The following is a 19,422-nucleotide window of genomic DNA, read 5'->3' as shown; positions in this document are numbered from 1 at the left end:
ATATTCAATAATGTCATCTTAGGTGCCTGTTTTGGTGTTTTTTTATTTTTTGGTAGAAACAAAATAACGCAATTACAGGCACTTATCTTCTTTATTTGTGGGGATCCCTCAGCCTTTAGGCCATGGAAATGTTAGCTATAACGCGCGGGGCTAAAGCACCCGCCTACAGGTTTGTAGCACGGGCTTCAGCCCGTGGAAATGTTTGCTATAACTTGCGGGGCTAAAGCACCCGTCTACAGCTTTGTAGCATGGCCTTTAGGCCATGGAATTGTTTGTTATAACGCGCGGGGCTAAAGCACCCGCCTACAGCTTTGTAGCACGGGCTTCAGGCCATGGAAATGTTAGCTATAACTCGCGGGGCTAAAGCACCCGCCTAAAAGTTTGTAGCATGGCCTTTAGGCCATGGAATTGTTTATTTATTTTTTAACGAGTATATAAAATGAAAAAAGTTTTCGTTGCAGGCCACAGAGGCATGGTGGGTTCTGCCATCGTTCGTCAGCTGACAAAACAAGGTGATGTGGAAATTGTCACTAAAACACGAAGTGAACTAAATCTTACTAGCCAAGCCGAAGTTAGCGAATTTTTTGCTAAAGAAAACATCGAACAAGTATATTTGGCGGCAGCTAAAGTAGGTGGGATCATTGCTAACAACACTTACCCTGCTGAATTCATTTATGAAAACTTAATGATCCAATGCAACATTATCAATAGTGCTCATGTTGCTGGTGTGCAAGATTTGTTGTTCTTAGGCTCTTCATGTATTTATCCTAAGCTTGCTGAACAGCCAATGTCGGAAGATGCGCTGTTAACTGGTACCCTTGAACCCACTAACGAGCCTTATGCCATAGCGAAAATCGCCGGTATCAAGCTGTGTGAGTCATACAATCGTCAATATGGCCGTAATTATCGCTCAGTGATGCCAACTAACTTGTATGGCGAAAACGATAATTTCCACCCTGAAAACTCTCATGTCATTCCGGCTCTTATCCGTCGTTTCCATGAAGCGAAATTAGAAGGGAAACCTGAAGTAGTCGCTTGGGGTAGTGGTAAGCCAATGCGTGAGTTCTTACATGTGGATGACATGGCAGCAGCCTCTATTTACGTGATGCAATTAGACAGTGCTACCTACGAAGCGAATACTCAGCCTATGCTTAGTCACATTAACGTGGGTACAGGTGTGGATTGTACTATTCGTGAGTTGGTAGAAACCGTTGCTAAGGTCACTGGGTATGAAGGTGACATCAGCTTTGATGCTTCTAAGCCAGATGGTGCTCCCCGTAAACTGATGAACGTATCGCGCTTAAAAGACTTAGGCTGGCAGTACAGTATTTCATTAGAAGAAGGGTTAGCCAGTACTTATGAGTGGTTCTTGGCAAACCAAGATAGCTTTAGAAAATAAGCTTAGTATTAAATAAGAAACCAATATGTTTTTAGACAAACCTACCTTTAGCACTGTGATTGCTAGTACGCCTTTAGTTTCCATTGATTTGGTGATCACCAATGAAAACAATGAAGCCTTGTTGGGGCAGCGCTTAAATCGCCCCGCCAAAGGGTATTGGTTTGTGCTTGGTGGGCGTATTTTAAAAGACGAACCCTTGGCTGATGCCTTCAAACGCCTAACCAAAGAAGAGTTAGGCGAGGAATTCACAATGGATCAAGCTAGTCTGCTTGGTCCGTTCGACCATTTTTATCAAGATAATGTGTTTGGTGATGAGTTCACCACCCATTATGTGGCCATTGCCTACCAGTTGAAATTAACCCAGCCTTTAGAAAAACTGCCGTTAAATAAACAACATGGCAGTTACCAATGGATGCCAATCTCTGAATTGTTAAACAACGATGCCGTACATAAACATACCAAATGGTATTTTTAAATTATTATGCAATATCCGAAAAGATATTAATGGAATAAGGGCAATTGCAGTAATAGCAGTCGTATTATTTCACTTTAATGCGATGTGGTTACCGGGCGGTTTCGCTGGTGTAGATGTGTTTTTTGTAATTTCCGGTTACCTAATGACAGGAATTATATTTAGAGGGTTACAGAAAAACGAGTTTTACGTTTTAAACTTCTACATATCTCGCGCGAATAGAATTATTCCAGCTTTGAGTTTTCTCTGTTTGATCTTAGTTATTCTAGGTTGGTACTTTCTCACTCCTATTGATTATAAAGGTTTTGCAAAACATGTTAGTAGCAGCTTGCTATTTGTTTCGAATATCGTTTTTTGGAGAGAGTCTGGCTATTTTGAGACTGCGTCACATGAAAATTGGTTGCTACATACTTGGTCATTATCAGTGGAGTGGCAGTTCTACATTATTTACCCCATTGTTCTTATTGGAATTAAAAAGTTTTTTGGAATTGGAAAAGTTAGGGTTATCGTCCTTATCGCCACAATAGCGTCGTTTCTTTTCAGTGCAATAATTACGTATAAATTACCTAATTCATCTTATTTTCTATTACCAACCAGAGTATGGGAAATGATGGTGGGCGGGATAGCGTATTTATATCCTTTAACTTTAAAATCTCATCACGCACGAAAATACATTGAGTGGTTAGGTTTAGGGCTTATAACTGCGAGCTATTTTCTTATTTCGAGTTCTAATCCCTGGCCAGGTTATTTGGCCGCATTTCCTGTAATGGGTACTTTTTTAATTATTCAAGCTCAAAATGAAAAGAGTTTAATTACAAATAATATTTTTCTTCAAAAAATTGGTGTTTGGTCGTATTCAATTTACTTGTGGCATTGGCCTATTGTTGTCACTATTTATTATTTTTCCTTACCCATGCCGTTTGTCTACTTTGGTATTATTTTGTCAGTACTTTTAGGGTTTTTAAGTTATAGATATATTGAAAATATAAGGCTTCAAAAAAAGCCTATGAACACTCTGGAATGGTTAAAATACAAGCCCTTTTACTTCGTATTTACGGGGGTTTTACTATCATGGTTAATAATGGAATCAAACGGTGCGTCGTTGGAAATGAGAAACATGACGAACGATGCAAAAGGTCTATATGTTGCGCAATTTCATTCGCAAGAATATAAGAAAAAAAGAGATAGAGATTTCAGGCAGGGTTGTAACTTCTTCGACTCTTCGGGTTCTATAGATAAAATTCGTAATGAATTGTCAGGTGAGTGTATCGAAACTGATGATTCGAAAAAAAATGTTCTGATTTGGGGGGATTCCCATGCACAAGCCCTGTCGCAAGGAGTAAGGTTAGATAAAAAGTTTAATACTATTCAAATTAATAGTTCTAACTGTAAACCAGACATCGGATTGGGTTTAAACAAAAGCTTGAGCGGTGTTCGCTATGAAGCTTGCATCAAGGCTAATGAGTTTGCTTTGGAATTTATTAAGAAAAAGCCTCCTGAGATTGTCATATTGGCGCAAGCTAACAAGCATGATGTATCCGATTTTACTTATATTGCTAATCAACTCAAAAGCTATGGTGTAGATTCCATTATGGTTGTCGGGCCCATTATTCAATTATCACTATCCTCTAGCATTCCTAAACTTATCTCCAGAATCGCTTTTGAGCCTCAGGTTAAAACTATCCCTATTGAAACCTTAAATTCCGCTATTTTAGTGACTGAAAAAAATATGACGCAAAAAGAACATGATACCTACATGTATGTGTCTTTGGTTGATTTTTTGTGCGAGAAAGAAGAGTGTATAGTAAAAGTTGATGACAATAACACACCTTTAATATTTGATTATGGTCATTTAACTTTCGAAGGCTCTCAATTTATATTTGAAAATTATCTTAAAAAAGTTTTGGAAAGTAAGTTAGTAAATTGAAGAAGAATAACATGGAGAGTAATGACTTACATAAATAGGTGTTTAATTACGCCGCCGATCAAACGGCGAAAGTAAAAATATGGCATTAAATAACTCGGTTGTTTGCCATATTTTTGATAAATTTCTTGTGCTGGTGGGAACGCCATTTCTTGTATAAATAACCACTTTTCCCTGAAATTTTTTCGCTGTTTCAATGAACGACGAAACTGATTCGATCGGCTATCTACCCTTATTAAATACGCTAATTCAGGATTTGTTGAAACACCACCAAGGGTTTCTACAACTTTATCAATGCTTTCATCTTCAAAGTGTTGGTTGGCTAGGTGAAGAGCAAATTTTGCCAGTTCGCCTAGCCCTTTTTCATCAACGCATTTTCGAAAGTGCGCCTTGTCTGAGGTCGACATTTGTTGGCAGAGTAATAGTAAGTCATATAACCAAATCAATTTAACCGTGTCACCCACATTACGATGATGCAGAAGATGTACTATGGCGTGAATGAGTCCGTGAGCTTTACAAACCAATGGAATCGACTTTAGCGTTTTGATATCTGCCGAGGTCATTAATTCATCAAAGGTTAGAATATTCTCAACACCAAGCTCGTTGCTTATTCGAAGGTGAATATCAAAATCAACGTTTAGCCCCGGACTCAAGGTTTTGCGCATTGAAAACTGGTTAATAATGGCAGTGGGGCTCCATCCTCTGGGGTTAGAAAAACACATAGACTCGAATTCACTAATAACTGCATTTTTATCTTCTATACGAATAAGGATGTCTACGTCCGCTTTGGTTCGCAACAACGGGGTCGGGTATACCGAATGGCTAAGGGCGAAGCCTTTGAGTACAACAAATTTAATTCCAGCTGCAGTAAGTTGAATCAGAGTTTGCTGAAACTGGTGTGCTAACAACTGATTACGTAAGTTTTGGTGGATTTGGAAGTCAGCTAACGAATTAAAAAGTGGGTTTTTACAGTGACTTTGCTGAAGTACCCCATAAAGTATGGCGGCTACTCCATGCTCTGTGGCTAATTCGGTTAAGGCTGTTACATCCTTGGGCTCTAATGATTGTAAATTCGTAAGGTCACCTAGTACCAACTTACTGAGTACGGCTAACTTTGGTGCAGTTTGCATGGGAGAGTTAGCCATGGGCACTGCTCTTGCGTTTTGGAGGTTCAACTAACCTTAATGCAATGGCTAACACGGTAAAAAACAGCGCCGATAGATAAAAGGTTGCCACATTATAATCGAAACTAGAGTGTAGTAGCAGCATTAACAGGGATGCTTGGCAGCCCAGTAATAGCCCTTGTTGTGAACGAGATTTGCCCCAGAATATTTTTTTCAACATGTATAGAACGGCAATACTAAATAAAAACATACCAAAAACACCTTGTGTCGCGAGCGTTTCGAGATAATCACTGTGAGCTCGTTTCGACATTTCACTACTTCCCAATGTGATAGGCTTGTAGTTATGTTGAATCAGCGGATAAGTACCAGGTCCACTGCCAAATAGCGGAAAATCGGCTATTACTTTTAACGCCACACTGTGCAGCTTCGAACGAGAGCTGTCATTAAAACCATGTTTTTCAAATCGTTCGAAAGAAACCGAATTCACAAAAACCAGCCCTAGTAGCACAAATACGCCAAAAATAGATAAAAGCGCCTTTCGTTTATTCACATTCTGCTTTTGCCAGAATAAGTAGCGAATACAAACACAAGACATAACCAGCATAAACACTAAATTGCCACCTCGAGAGTCTGTTTTTGTGAGCACAAGAAACAATAACAGCCCAGAACATAGGAGTATAAAGATACGTGAACACAGTACATAGAGCAGCGTCCTCGATAACTTACTCAGTTGTAGCTCTTTTTTACGTTTTTTGAGGTTGTCAAACATTAAACCAAGTACCAATGGAATACACATCGCTAAATAAATTGCGTATTGATTTTTGTAGCTAAAGGTCCCTCGTGTGGCTTTTTTCCAATCTGAACCCCATGGTGGAATGGCCTTTGAAAGCTGATATAAGCCATCTGTGTAGAGATTAAGGAGTGAATAGACTGCGGTCAGTAACGAAACTGCTATTAAACAGTAAACCAAGGTTGTAAGCCTAGTAGGTCTTTTTAACAAAAGATAGGTGAATATAAAAAGCAGTACCAATGAGCTTAATTCGAACCATTCCATAGCTGAAGTGCTTGACGAAACACTAATATATCCCATTTTAGTATCTGCATTTAGCTGATAAAAATACGCGCTATTTGGACTGATTTTGCTTAATACATCTATTGGAATGGAGATGAAGTAAACACATAGGTAAAACAGCCAGAAAATTAAAATTAACAGTGGTGTTTTTATCGGTTTTAAATTACTAAATAAATCAGGTTTGCTTATACTGACAATTAACATTCCAACGGCCATTATAATTGACACTAATGCGACTTCCCAAGCTAGTTCAGCACCATGTAACCACGGGGATATAGTGTGAAAGGTAATCAAACAAATAAATGCGAAGCTTGTCATCATCCCTTTTATTTTTATAGTCATTTTTTTAACATTCGTCTTATGCGATCTTGATTTCTGGAGTTTTCTATTAATTTTTCAAATGGCGCGATGTTGTTGAATTTCCGCATGTATTTAGCTGCAATATAGTCAGTATGAATGTCATTTAGTACTTGATGGAGCATGGGAAGCGCTAGCTCTTTATTTTCTAGTGTTATGTTCTCCCAATGCTGGATTATTATTGGCAATAATCGTATTTGGTTTTTTATTTCAAATCGTCCTAACGTTAGTGACTTATTAAGTGCACTTTGCCAATCCACTAAGTCAGTTTGTGAATCTAATATTGACTGGGTTAACAATGTGTAGCCTAAATAATGGGTTGGTGCGCTTTCGATAAGCCTAGTAGCATATAACTTGGCCGATTCTAAGTTGCTATTCGGCTTTTTAGTGTTAGCTAAAACTAAATAAAGTCGGCTATACAACTCATTTATTTTTAGCTCATCGATTAAATGAATTCCCACAAAAGACTGATTTTCGGCCCGTTGTAATCGTTCTAGTAATTGTAATGCTTCTGTGCAGTCTAGTTTTTGTTTACGCTCTTCCCACTGACTGATCGTATATTCAGGTTTAATAATAAGAATTGAAGAGAACAAAAATTTAAAGGCAATCATTAAAAACATGATTAGGGCGAGAAAAAGAATCAATCTACTTAATGAAGACCGCAAATTAGCAAGGGTAGGTTTTGAGTTTATAGTCATCACGGGCATTCAAATTGGCGTAGCCATTAACAAATAGCATTTGTATTTACTGTTAAAGTTTCATTCTCTACAAAAAGAGATTGTGGATTATGAATAACTAATTCGTTCACACTAGCTTCACTAATTATGTTTTGTAAACCTGTAATGCTTGGTTTTAAATCCGGCGCTCGGCCCTTTAAATTATGGCAATCAGAGGCGATCGCAAAGGCTTTGTCGTTCTCTACCAGTTCAAAGGCCATATCTTTAACATCATCCCCAAATTTACCGGTTAAGCTGCTGGCGGTAATTTGTAATGGGCACCCCATGTCTGTAAAAACTTTTAATTTGCGCGGTTGCTTTAAAAAAGTCTTATTTCGTTCAGGGTGCACTATGATAGGAATAATATCTTTTTGTAATAACCAGCGCACTAAGTTATCGCTACCGTGAGGTACATCGATACGTGGAAATTCTAATAGAAAGGTTTTTTTGCCTTGGTAAGTGCCCAGCCAGGGGATTTGCTCTTGCTGTACTAACTGCATAAGCTCAGTGCCTATGCGGATCTCGGCACCTAAGCGCAGTTCAATATCAATATTGGCATCGGCTACTTGTTGTTGAAATTGCAAAAAACGATTCGCTAAATCTGCTTTGGTATTTTCATATCGACCAAAATGAATATGAGGGGTAAGAACTTGTGTTGTCACCCCTTGCTCTACAGCCAGTTTTAACATATCTAGCGCTTCAGATAGGGTTTTGGCCCCGTCATCAACGCCCGGTAATATATGGCTGTGAATATCTATCATATTTACTACTGCATTAAGTCGCTGTGGGTTTTTCGTTTTCAGGCTGAATTACAGTACCGTAGTATTCGCCTGCATAATAATGGTCGCCGTAGTAACTCATTTTTTGCGGCTCAGCTACGGTGAGCACCGCACCAATCACATTTACATGTAGTCTTTGTAATCGTTTAACTGCTTCTTTGGATACTTTAATTTTAGTCTCTTCCGCTCTTACCGCCATGATGACGCCATCAACCTTAGTACCAACAATGCAGGCATCGCTGACTGGCAGAGTAGGCGGCCCATCCAAAATAATATGGTCAAAATGAGTTTTTAAAGACTGTAAAGCTTTGGCGAATTTTTCCGAAGACAAAAGCTCAATAGGGTTGTGTGGAATGGTGCCGCAGGGCATCACATTGAACTGTTTGTTGTCTGTTGGGTTCACTATGCATTCACCAAAGTTAACCGTACCCGCTAAAAGATCGGTTAAACCATGACGGGTTTTTATCTGAAGATTCTTTGAAATACTGGGCTTACGTAAATCCACTTCTAACAACAAGGTTTTTCCGATTTGGCTATAAGCTGCGGCTAAGTTCATGGCTAAGGTTGACTTACCTTCAGACCCTGTGGCCGAAGTCACCAATAATGTTTTCGGTGGATTATCAATATTCGAGAATTGCAAACCTGTACGTATACTGTTTATGCTCTCGGCAAATACCGACCGCGTATCTTCTGCGTATTCCATTTCAGGAATAGTGTGGGTCTCTTTTTTCTTCAACGCCATAGTAATACCTAAGGCTGGAATCTTGAGGTTCTCTTCTAGTGCATCCGGTGTGCGGTAAGTGTTGTGCAATGCTTCTTTTACAAACGCAAGCACCACACCAATAAACACCCCCATAAATACAGAGAGAGTCACAATTAATTTAACGTTAGGTTTAATTGGTGAACCAGGTACGGTGGCAGTGTCGATGATTTGTACATTGGATGCCGTAAAATCGCCGCGTATGTTTGTTTCCATCAAGCGATTAATAAAGGATTCATAGATACGACGATTATTTTCCACTTCACGTTCTAATGCAGTAAGGGTAAAGTTTGAACCTTGTAACGACTGAATCTCATCTTTTTCATTGGCAAGCAAGCGTTGAATGTTGCTAACTTGTTGTGTGGCTAGCCTGTAATCGCTTTCGATACGGTCTACTATCTTTGCTATTTCTCGAGACAAGCTGTCGCGCACACTTTTCAGCTCAGTACGGGCAGAGATCATTTTTGGGTGCTTTTCTTTATAGCGCTCAGATAGTTCATCCACTTTACTTTGCAATCTGGCTTCTTCTTTCACTAAACCACTAGCAGTGCTATTTTGTAACACTGGGCCTAAAGAGTAAAAGGCGCTAGAATTGGACGGTACATTTTTTACCTGGCCGTACAATTCTTCAGCAGTACTTAATTCAGTTTGTGCACTAATCAACTGGCTATTTAGTGATTGCAAGCGAGAGTTCGCATCTTGTTGTTGCATCGATGTATCAACCATGCCCTGTTGAATTCTAAAAGCACGAAGTTTTTCTTCTGAAGCGGTTAACTGTGCTTTTAAATCTGATGATTGTTCCGATAACCACTTTTCGGTGTTTTTCACATCGCCTAGGCGCGACTCTAAGCCAAACTGGATATAAGCTTCACCTAACGCATTAATAATATCTGTTGCTAAATTCGGATCTGTTGATTGGTAACTAATGTTAATAATTTGACTTTGTTTACCACCACTGACATTTATCCCCCCTTGTATACCAGCGGCTAGCATTACTTTAATCTCATTGTCAGAACGAACTTTTGCTGGGGGAGTTGTTTCATTCTTGCCAAATAGCGCAGCAACCTCTTGTTTTATTTCACTAATAGTGGCTGTGAATCCAGTATTTTCATTATTTTTATTGGCAAGTTGTTCTGTTTTGTATTTATCTATTAAGCCAAGCTTATTTACTACGGTTTCTGCTATGGCTCGCGACTTTATAATCTCGTATTGAGTTTCATAAAATAAAAACACTAATGCAGAAGACACATATTGATCGTCACTTCCTGCAGTGGGTTGCTGGGGATCCGCTAATATCTTTGAATTGGCTTGATAAATCTTGGGTGAGGTTGCTGCAATATAGCTTCCAATTAACACACAAACTAAAGTAACTGCTGCGATTAACCATTTAGCCCTTAAAACTGTTCGCCAATATTGGCCGAGATCTATAGTATCTTGTTGTTCTTCTATTGATTGATTAGAATTCAAGCCGTTTTGTGATGTCATGTGTTTACTATTCCGTTCTTGTTATGCAGCTTTTGTTGTTTTAAGTTTTTATGTTTTGTATTTAGAAAAAACTTTCTTCCACTGTAATTACATCGCCCGGTTTTACCGTGGCATTTAAATCCACTTTCTTACGTTCACTGTTTTGGGCTTGGTTTAATAAATAAATATTGCTTTTTGAGGCACGTTCAGTAAACCCCCCTGCTATAGTAACCGCAATCTGTACCGTCATTTTGGTTCTAAAGGGGTAGCTTCCAGGATTTTTTACTTCGCCGTTAATATAAAACGGACGGTATTCGGCAATACTTACAGACACACTGGGTTTTTGTAGGTAATCATCACCAAATAGTTTGGTTAACAAAGCTTCTACTTCAGGTACAGTTTTGCCTTGCACTTCTACTTGGCCAAGTAGTGGTACAGAGATAGTGCCTTCGTCAGTGATCTGAGCTTCTTTAAGGCCGAGTTCGGGTTCATCAAACACCGTCACTGAAATTGAATCGCCAGTGGATAAGCGATATGTGCTCTCGCTGTCATCGCTTTGCGCAAATAAATTTGCACTAAAGCCCATCCAAATAATACTAATGAACAAAAGAATAGAGTTTTTCACGTGATAGTTCCTTTTCAATATCGGTAAATTGGCTAATTGATTAACCAATCTACGCCGAGCATGTAAATATTCGAATCATAATCGTATACAGCAAAATCTGAGCTGCGTTTTTTGTGAGTGTAATCAATATATACTTCTACACTACGTTTTAACGCATAGGTGTATTTCGCAGATATAGAGCTAAAGCGAGCGCCATTATTCAGCGGGTTATCAATATCATCTTTGCGGTAATTAAAGTTGAAATCAATCTTGCTTCTAGCACTGAACCCATGGTTAACCCCAAAAGAATAAGTTTCACTAATAAAGCTGGACAAGCCTTGTATGGCGCTTTCTCGAGTAGAGCGTTCGGCGCCTAATTTGATACCTGTATAGGTATTGGGCTTCCAAACCATATCCAGGTAATAGGCAAGGCTAGATATGTCATCCAACAGTTCGTCATCGTAATTGATATCTTGGTAACCTATTTTAAAAATACCGGTGGTTTTAGCAGTGGCTGCCCACTCCACCCCCGCTAGGTAGCGGTATTGACTTGATGAAGCGTCAATCAACCTATTACTTTCATAGCTCAAATCGTTTTTGCTTGCTTCCAATAAAAGCCGAGTTTTTGGTGCTATCCTGTAAAAAAACGTGCCGGTGAGTTCGTTTGAATCGTAATCCCGAAACGATTGTTCGTTGTTGCCATATCGAAGTTTAGCTGCATCATAAGCAACTTTAATTTGCCCTTTGCTCTTAATGGTGCCATAGGTGCCAGCAACTTTAACTGAAGTCGTTGCTATTTCATTAAACTCTTCTAATACAGTGCCTACAGCGTTTGATGTGCCGGGTTCTTCAATTTTATCACTGTAACCTAGGGCGAATTCTGAGCTGAACTTAGCGGTATGTTTATATTGGCCTTTTAGAGATGCTTCATGTTCGGCATAGCTTAAGTCACTTAAATCATTATACTGACGATAGTTGCCCTTATATTGTGCGTCGAGTTGCACGGATTCATAAAGTTCGGTCAATTTTAGTGCAGGAACAAGTTGTAGAAACTCATCAGACAATTCCTCAGAGCTGCGAAATACATTATCTTCCTGGCCAATATTTGCGCCAATAACAGCAGAAAAGCCTTCATTTTGCTGTGCGTTGGCAGAATGAAAATGCGCCAAAGCAAAAAGCATCAAAATAAGCTTGGGGAATGATTTCTGTGAATTAGAAATCATAATATTTAAGTTAATCATACAGCTCTTTCCATAAACTCCGGTCTTCCTCTCAAACTCCGTATTGCCTGATTTCAGAGAGGATTCCTGCATTACCACAACTAAGCAAGTCGATTAACGCATAATTGCTGTGGAAAATAGCAAACCTCAACGCAAAAATATAGATTAATCAGCAATTAAATTTTTGTGACGCTACCCTATTTGTCGCATATATAGGGAATTAGTCTCTTTTCCGTTTTTGCTAATGGCGGTGAGCGTTAATTTTCGCTTACTCAGTGTTTAGCGACTACTGCCCAAGAGTAATGCACATTTCGCACCAAAGTTGTTCTTTTTTTAGCCTCAGTAACAATATGCAGAATTTATTGATACTGTGTTAAACTTAATTGGGTTCAGTAGTTGCAATGAATTCTGTATTTAACGCACTTTTTTTAGGTTTATCCATGTTACAACGTTTTGTTACAGCAATAATGATAACCACCTTGCTTTTAAGCCAAGGGGTTTCTGCGTTGTCGGTGGCGTGTGATATGGAAAATATGCCTGAAATGAGTGGAAGCTCAATGAGTTCAGAAGCTATCTTGGTGCAACAGCATGCTTCTCATGGGCAAATGAACCACCATGAGATGAGTTCTGACAGCAAATCGAACATGCAATCCTCGCAAGATTGTTGCAATAAAACCTGTGATTGCGAACACGGTACTGCATTTTCCGCAGCCTTGTTTGCGGCCAATCCATTCCCAGATTCAGTGATACACCATCAAAAGGTTATCGCCGAGCAATTCAGGGCCCTAGATGCCCACACCTCAAATTTAATCAAACCCCCAATTATTTAATATCCCCAATATAGATCCGCCCTTTTTTCGTCGCACGGGGTTTACCCTATGCCCCTGTAGCATGGCCTTTAGGCCATAGAAGGAATCGATCTCGGGCCTTGTAGCATGGCCTTTAGGCCATGGGTTGTGAAGGCCATGGGGTTTCCATGGATTATTGATACCCCTTTTTCGCGGGGCTAAAGCACCCGCCTACAGGTTGGGATTTGCGATTTGTTTCGCGGGGCTAAAGCACCCGCCTACAGGTTGGGATTTGCGATTTGTTCTCGCGGGGCTAAAGCACCCGCCTACAGGTTGGGATTTGCGATTTGTTTTGCGGGGCTAAAGCCGCCGCCTACAGGTTTTCGAATTACATTATGAATAGAGTTTTGACATGTTTAAGCTTAATTATCTAACCCAGATTTTAATTGCAGGTGCTTTTGTGTTTGCGCTGCCTGCGGCTCGGGCTGCCGAACGGCAGTTAAGGCTGGGTGATGCGGTGCAATTGGCTATCGAAAATGATCCCTGGCAAAGGGGCAATCAATTGCAACGTCAGGCTTTGTCGTCACAAAGCATGGCGGTTGATACATTGCCCGATCCGGTTTTATCCATGGGTTTGCTTAATTTGCCAACCAACGGGTTTGCATTTGATCAAGAAGCTATGACCCAACTAAAAGTGGGTATTGCTCAACAATTTCCCCGTGGCGACAGCCTGGCTATTCAAAAACGTCAGCTTCAACAACTTGCTGCCAAGCATCCGTTTATGGCCCAGGATCGCAAAGCACAAATAGCGGTTACTGTGTCGCAATTGTGGCTTGACGGCTATGCAGCCCAACAAAGCATTCAATTGTTACAACAAGACAGCGCTCTATTTGAGCAGCTAGCACAAACCGTGGAGTCGCAATATGCCTCTGGGCAGAAGCGCACTCGTCAAGAAGATGTGGTAAGAGCCAATGTTGAGCTGGCGCGTCTGCAAGACCGCTTAACCCAGTTACAAAGTGATAAAGAGACAGCCATGGCAGCGTTGTCACAATGGCTGGCTATAGAGGATATGGCTGGCATTGTTAACAACGACTTTGAATTTGTATTGGATCAAGGGGATGAAAGGCTGTTATCCACAATTGAAGCTAGCCAAAAAGGGGCTTTCGATCGCCAATATTATGGGCAGATACTGTCTAACCACCCCGCGGTTCAGGCATTAAACCAGACTATTTCGGCTGGGCAGATTGGCGTTGAACTAGAGCAACAAAAGTATCAGCCTCAATGGGGAGTGAACGCCAGTTACGCTATGCGCGCCGATGATCAGGCTGGGCAGAGTCGTGCTGATTTCTTTTCCATTGGCGTTTCTGTGAACTTGCCTTTGTTCAATCATCAACGCCAAGACAAATCGGTTCAGGCGGCCAAGTATCAAGCTGAATCTTTAAAAACCGAAAAACGTTTGTTGCTGCGCACTATGTTGTCCCAACTCGAATCCTTGTTTACCCAGCGCAGACGCCTTGATGACAGGTTACTTAATTACGACATCACTATTTTACCAAAAATGCATGAACAATCAGAAGCCGAACTTACCGCTTATACCTCTAACAACGGTGAGCTTGAGGAGGTGATGCGGGCCAGAATTACCGAATTAAATAGTCGATTAGAGCGGGTGCTAATTGCCACCAAACATCAAAAAGTGAATGCTCACTTACGATATTTCTTCGAGCAAGCCAAGCATAGTGAAAATCAAATTGAAACACTGGTTTTAGGAGTACAGCAATGAGCCAATCAGATAACCAATCAACTCAGCACACAAATAAATTTAAACCCCTGCTTTGGCTTCTGGGCGGTTTGCTTGCTGGAATCGTGGTAACCAGTTTGTATTTCAGCACCGCTAAGCAACATCATTCTCAGCCCGCTACAAATGGTTCCGATGGAGATGCAACGAGTGCTAATCAACAAGAGCCTCTGTATTGGGTGGCCCCCATGGATCCGAATTTCAAGCGCGACAAACCCGGTAAATCGCCCATGGGGATGGATTTAGTCCCTGTGTATGCGAAAGACGCTTCAGTTAAAAATGACAGTCCGGGGACGGTTTATATTGCGCCGAATATCGTCAACAATTTGGGAGTGCGAACGGCGAAAGTAACAAAATCTGCTATCCAAGTTCCCATTCAAACCGTTGGTTACGTTGGTTATAACGAAGATGCGTTGATCCACATTCATGCCCGTGCCCAAGGTTGGGTAGACAAACTTTATGTCACCGCCTCTGGTGAGCCAGTGGAGAAAGACCAGCCACTGTACGCCCTTTATTCACCTGAGTTAGTGAATGCCCAGGAAGAATATCTTCTTGCGGTAAATCGGGGAAACAAGGTGCTAATTAAGGCAGCTTTGGCTCGTTTAGAGGCCTTGCAAATGCCCGACCAGGCCATTAGTAGGTTAAAACGCACGGGAAAAGTGATGCAAAGTGTCGAGTTTCGGTCTCCTCAAGGGGGTGTGGTAGATAACTTAAATATCCGCGAGGGCTTTTTTGTGAATCCAGAGCGCACGCTAATGTCGATTGCGTCCCTTGATGATGTGTGGGTGGAAACCGAGGTGTTGGAACGCCTGTCGCCTCAAGTGGAAGTGGGGTTGCCGGTAACCATGAGTTTGGATTACCTTCCCGGTGAAAGCTGGCAAGGGATGGTGGATTATATATACCCCACCTTGAACGCGCAAACTCGCACGCTGCGCGCGCGGCTAAGGTTCAGCAATCGTCAGCAAAAACTCAAGCCGAATATGTTTGCTCACGTGATGATCCACAGCAAACCGAGTAAAAACACCTTGTGGGTTCCAAGTGAAGCGGTGATCCGTACCCGTGAACAAAACCGCGTGGTGCTCGCCTTAGGTGATGGCCAATTCAAATCCGTGGCCGTAACACTCGGCATTGTCGTTAATGACGGCGTTAATGGACTGGCACAAATCCTCGAAGGTTTAGAAGAGGGCGATAGCATCGTCACCTCAGCGCAGTTTTTACTCGACTCCGAAAGCAGCATCACCTCCGACTTCTCGCGTATGACAGCCATACCAAATAATCAAGACACCCATGTAAACCACAAACAAGACAGCCATGCTAAACACGGCGATTCCAGCGGTATGCAGAACATGGACAGCCATGCTATGTCGGGTATGAATAATCAAGACAGCCATGCTAAACACGGTGATTCCAGCGGTGTGCAAAACATGGACAGCCATGCTATGTCGGGTATGAATAATCAAGACACCCATGCAAACCACAAACAAGACACCCATGCTAAACACGGCGATTCCAGCGGTATGCAGAACATGGACCAGAACATGGACAGCCATGCTATGTCGGGGATGAATAACCAAGACACCCATGCAAACTACAAACAAGACACCCATGCTAACCATACTGAAAAGCCTCAGGGGATGCAGCATGATTGAGAAGTTAATTCACTGGTCCATTCATAATCGATTTTTTGTGTTGTTATGCACCGCAGTGATGATTGGGGTGGGTGTCTATAGTGTGAAAAATACACCCGTTGACGCCATTCCCGATCTGTCTGACGTGCAGGTGATTATTAAAACCAGTTATCCAGGACAGTCACCTCAAGTGGTGGAAGATCAGGTTACTTATCCCATTACAACGGCCATGTTGTCGGTACCAGGTGCACAAACCGTGCGTGGTTTTTCGTTTTATGGTGACTCTTATGTGTATGTGATTTTTGATGATAAAACCGATCTTTATTGGGCTCGTAGTCGAGTTTTAGAGTATCTGTCACAGGTTTCTCCACGACTGCCTGATTCCGCTAAGCCGCAACTAGGACCAGATGCCACTGGAGTTGGTTGGGTGTTTATGTATGCGCTAATTGATAAAAGTGGGCAGCATGACATCAGTCAATTACGTTCGTTGCAAGACTGGTTTTTGAAGTTTGAGCTACAGACGGTGTCTGGAATAGCTGAAATCGCCACGGTTGGCGGTATGGTTAAGCAATATCAGGTAACCATTGACCCAGACAAACTGCGGGCTTACAACATTCCCCTTAGTCATATTCAAACTGCCATACGCCAGGGCAATCAGGAAGTTGGGGCATCGGTGATTGAAATGGCCGAAGCCGAATACATGGTGACAGCCACAGGTTACATAACGGGGATCGAGGATTTGCAATCAATTCCCCTGGGGTTGAATAGCCAAGGGACAGCCCTGCAATTGCAAGACGTGGCCGATATCCGCTTAGGTCCACAAATGCGACGGGGGATTGCTGAGCTAAATGGCCAAGGTGAGGTTGTTGGAGGCGTGGCGGTGATGCGCTATGGTGAAAACGCGCAAAAAACCATTGATGCACTCAAAGCCAAATTACAAAGTTTGCAAGGCAGTTTGCCCTCGGGGGTTGAAGTGGTGACCGTTTACGATAGGTCGGAGCTGATCAACCGAGCGGTGGATAATTTATGGAGTAAGTTGGCTCAAGAGCTGATTATTGTGGCTCTGGTGTGTGCGATTTTCTTATTTCATCTGCGCTCTGCCATTGTGGCGGTAGTGAGTTTGCCGATGGGGATTTTGATTGCATTTGCCGTGATGTATTGGCAGGGAATTAATGCCAATATCATGTCGTTAGGGGGAATAGCCATTGCCATTGGAGCCATGACTGATGGTGCTATTGTGATGCTGGAGAACTTGCATAAGCACATGGAAAAAACGCCCTTAACTGCACAGAATCGTTGGCAAATAGTGGGGAAGGCGGCGTCTGAAGTAGGGCCGCCGTTGTTTTTCAGTTTACTGATCATCACCGTGAGTTTTTTGCCGGTGTTTATTCTAGAAGCACAAGAGGGACGTATGTTCGCCCCCCTGGCCTATACAAAAACTTATGCCATGGCAGCATCAGCGGGCTTGGCTGTCACCTTAATTCCGGTGTTGATGGGGTATTTGGTGCGCGGTAAAGTCCGCAGTGAAGCAAAAAATCCACTCAATAGGGCATTAGTAGCGGTTTATATTCCGGTACTTAAACTGGTGTTGCGCTTCCCTAAGATCACTCTTTTGTCGACGTTATTGGTGGCATTAGTTGGTTTTTATCCCCTTAGTAAAATTGGTAGTGAGTTTATTCCACCATTTGATGAAGGGGATTTGATGTATATGCCCACCACTTATGCCGGATTGTCCATTGGTAAAGCCCGCGAGATATTGCAGCAAACTGACAAATTAATCGCCTCTATCCCTGAGGTAAAAAGCGTGTTCGGCAAAATCGGTCGTGCTGAGACAGCCACAGATCCTGCGCCTTTGACTATGATTGAAACTGTGATCCAACTAAAACCGCGGTCACAGTGGCGAGCAGGGATAAGCACTGAAGATTTGCGCAAAGAGCTCGACCAAGTGGTGCAGTTACCGGGGTTAACCAATGCGTGGGTCATGCCCATTCAAACGCGAATTGATATGTTGGCTACGGGAATTAAAACCCCGGTGGGAATCAAAATTGCCGGGGCGGATATTCAGGTTATTCAACAAATCGGTCAGGATTTGGAAAAACTCCTCTCCAACATGCCCGGCACTGCATCCGTTTATGCCGAAAGGGTGGCTGGTGGGCGATATATCAAAGTGGATATCGATAGGAAAAAATCCGCACGTTACGGCCTTAATATCAGTGATGTGCAACAGGTCGTAGCTACCGCGATTGGTGGTACAAACATCACGCAAACGGTGGAAGGATTAGAGCGCTATCCGGTGAATGTGCGCTACCCACAATCTTATCGAGACTCGCCAGAAGCCTTGCAATTACTCCCCATAGTGACTGCAAACGGGCAACGAATTGCACTCGGCGATGTGGCGGAAGTGTATATTGAAGACGGACCGCCTGGGATTAAGAGTGAAAATGCGCGGATCAACGGTTGGACCTACATCGATATTGCAAACATCGATGTGGGCAGTTACGTAGAAAATGCCAAAGCCCTGGTGGCACAAAATCTAGACTTGCCAACGGGCTACAGTTTGCAATGGGCCGGACAATACGAATACATGCAGCGCGCCACCGACAAACTCACTTACGTAGTGCCACTCACTTTGGCAATTATTGTGCTGTTGCTGTACATCAATTTTCGAAATTTTACTGAAGTGATGATCATTATGGGCACCTTGCCTTTGGCGTTAATTGGTGGAATTTGGCTGCTCTATCTACACGGATTTAATTTGTCTGTGGCCGTTGGTGTCGGCTTCATAGCTTTAGCTGGAGTTGCCGTAGAAATTGGCGTGATCATGTTGGTGTATTTGAATCAAGCATACCAATCTTTGCTAGACAGGCATGTAAATGCAGAGGCATCCCCTAACATGGACAGCCATGTTAAAGAGCCCTCTACCAGCCACTGCAATGTGGCCAAATCCGAGTTAATTGAGTCAGTTTTAGAAGGGGCCGGAAAACGAGTTAGGCCGGTGATTATGACGGTAGCAACGGTAATGATCGGGTTGTTGCCTGTGATGTATGGCACAGGCACTGGGTCGGAAGTGATGAGTCGCATCGCCGCCCCCATGGTGGGTGGCATGGCAAGTGCATTGTTATTGTCGTTATTGGTTATTCCGGTGGTCTTTTATTTATGGCGAAAACACCAACTAAATCTGTAGCATGGCCTTCAGGCTGTAGGCTCCCCACATTTTTTATACACATATTGTTTCCTTGAGTAGCGCATTTTGCGCTGCTAGGAGCATTGCTGCTGTGACTTTAAAACGTTTATGTAGCAATATCCGTTGAGCTAAAAAG

Annotated in this window: 14 protein-coding genes; 7 read left to right on the top strand and 7 right to left on the bottom strand. The window is 42.1% G+C overall.

Features of this window, described 5'->3' with window-relative positions; translation table 11 throughout:
• The first annotated feature begins 439 nt into the window (after nt 1-439).
• Genes fcl through ACYVIL_RS05145 form a run of 3 tightly spaced genes read left to right on the top strand, consistent with a single transcriptional unit; the run spans nt 440 to nt 3,798 of the window.
• A complete protein-coding gene (gene fcl / locus ACYVIL_RS05155) occupies nt 440-1,399 on the top strand; it encodes a GDP-L-fucose synthase (RefSeq protein WP_460311810.1) in 960 nt (319 codons plus the stop codon).
• 25 nt (nt 1,400-1,424) lie between these two features.
• Nucleotides 1,425-1,874, top strand: a complete 450-nt coding sequence (locus ACYVIL_RS05150) for a GDP-mannose mannosyl hydrolase (protein WP_460311809.1) — start codon at nt 1,425-1,427, stop codon at nt 1,872-1,874.
• The gene (locus ACYVIL_RS05145) at nt 1,840-3,798 is read left to right on the top strand and encodes an acyltransferase family protein (protein WP_460311808.1); all 1,959 of its coding nucleotides are present in this window, start codon (nt 1,840-1,842) and stop codon (nt 3,796-3,798) included. The genes ACYVIL_RS05150 and ACYVIL_RS05145 overlap by 35 nt, the downstream gene beginning before the upstream one ends.
• A 26-nt stretch (nt 3,799-3,824) precedes the next feature.
• Here ACYVIL_RS05145 and ACYVIL_RS05140 read toward each other — a convergent pair whose 3' ends face one another.
• The 7 genes from ACYVIL_RS05140 to ACYVIL_RS05110 form a co-directional block, all read right to left on the bottom strand.
• Nucleotides 3,825-4,940: a nucleotidyltransferase family protein gene (locus ACYVIL_RS05140; protein WP_460311807.1), complete on the bottom strand. Its 1,116-nt coding sequence runs from the start codon at nt 4,938-4,940 to the stop codon at nt 3,825-3,827.
• Nucleotides 4,933-6,333 carry an O-antigen ligase family protein gene (locus ACYVIL_RS05135; protein ID WP_460311806.1) on the bottom strand — a complete coding sequence of 467 codons (1,401 nt, stop codon included), beginning with the start codon at nt 6,331-6,333 and terminating at the stop codon, nt 4,933-4,935. Before ACYVIL_RS05135 ends, ACYVIL_RS05140 begins: the two co-directional genes overlap by 8 nt.
• Nucleotides 6,330-6,959 carry a hypothetical protein gene (locus ACYVIL_RS05130; RefSeq protein ID WP_460311805.1) on the bottom strand — a complete coding sequence of 210 codons (630 nt, stop codon included), beginning with the start codon at nt 6,957-6,959 and terminating at the stop codon, nt 6,330-6,332. The genes ACYVIL_RS05135 and ACYVIL_RS05130 overlap by 4 nt, the downstream gene beginning before the upstream one ends.
• Nucleotides 6,960-7,072: 113 nt before the next feature.
• Nucleotides 7,073-7,825: a tyrosine-protein phosphatase gene (locus ACYVIL_RS05125; protein WP_460311804.1), complete on the bottom strand. Its 753-nt coding sequence runs from the start codon at nt 7,823-7,825 to the stop codon at nt 7,073-7,075.
• A gap of 13 nt (nt 7,826-7,838) precedes the next feature.
• Entirely contained in the window at nt 7,839-10,088 is a 2,250-nt protein-coding gene (locus ACYVIL_RS05120; protein WP_460311803.1) for a GumC family protein, read from the bottom strand.
• Between the two features lie 61 nt (nt 10,089-10,149).
• A complete protein-coding gene (locus tag ACYVIL_RS05115) occupies nt 10,150-10,692 on the bottom strand; it encodes a polysaccharide biosynthesis/export family protein (protein ID WP_460311802.1) in 543 nt (180 codons plus the stop codon).
• Between the two features lie 32 nt (nt 10,693-10,724).
• On the bottom strand, nt 10,725-11,912 hold the full coding sequence (locus ACYVIL_RS05110; protein ID WP_460311801.1) for an outer membrane beta-barrel protein: 1,188 nt from the start codon (nt 11,910-11,912) through the stop codon (nt 10,725-10,727).
• Between the two features lie 380 nt (nt 11,913-12,292).
• Here ACYVIL_RS05110 and ACYVIL_RS05105 point away from each other — a divergent pair, with 380 nt between their 5' ends.
• The 4 genes from ACYVIL_RS05105 to ACYVIL_RS05090 all read left to right on the top strand — a co-directional run bounded on the left by ACYVIL_RS05105 (nt 12,293) and on the right by ACYVIL_RS05090 (nt 19,286).
• Nucleotides 12,293-12,721: a hypothetical protein gene (locus tag ACYVIL_RS05105; RefSeq protein ID WP_460311800.1), complete on the top strand. Its 429-nt coding sequence runs from the start codon at nt 12,293-12,295 to the stop codon at nt 12,719-12,721.
• A 370-nt stretch (nt 12,722-13,091) separates the two neighbouring features.
• A complete protein-coding gene (locus ACYVIL_RS05100) occupies nt 13,092-14,459 on the top strand; it encodes a TolC family protein (RefSeq protein WP_460311799.1) in 1,368 nt (455 codons plus the stop codon).
• Nucleotides 14,456-16,123, top strand: a complete 1,668-nt coding sequence (locus ACYVIL_RS05095) for an efflux RND transporter periplasmic adaptor subunit (RefSeq protein ID WP_460311798.1) — start codon at nt 14,456-14,458, stop codon at nt 16,121-16,123. The genes ACYVIL_RS05100 and ACYVIL_RS05095 overlap by 4 nt, the downstream gene beginning before the upstream one ends.
• Nucleotides 16,116-19,286: an efflux RND transporter permease subunit gene (locus ACYVIL_RS05090; protein WP_460311797.1), complete on the top strand. Its 3,171-nt coding sequence runs from the start codon at nt 16,116-16,118 to the stop codon at nt 19,284-19,286. The genes ACYVIL_RS05095 and ACYVIL_RS05090 overlap by 8 nt, the downstream gene beginning before the upstream one ends.
• Nucleotides 19,287-19,422: the final 136 nt, after the last annotated feature.

It is taken from the genome of Aliiglaciecola aliphaticivorans (assembly GCF_054782055.1).
This window is presented reverse-complemented; position numbering and strand designations above follow the sequence as displayed.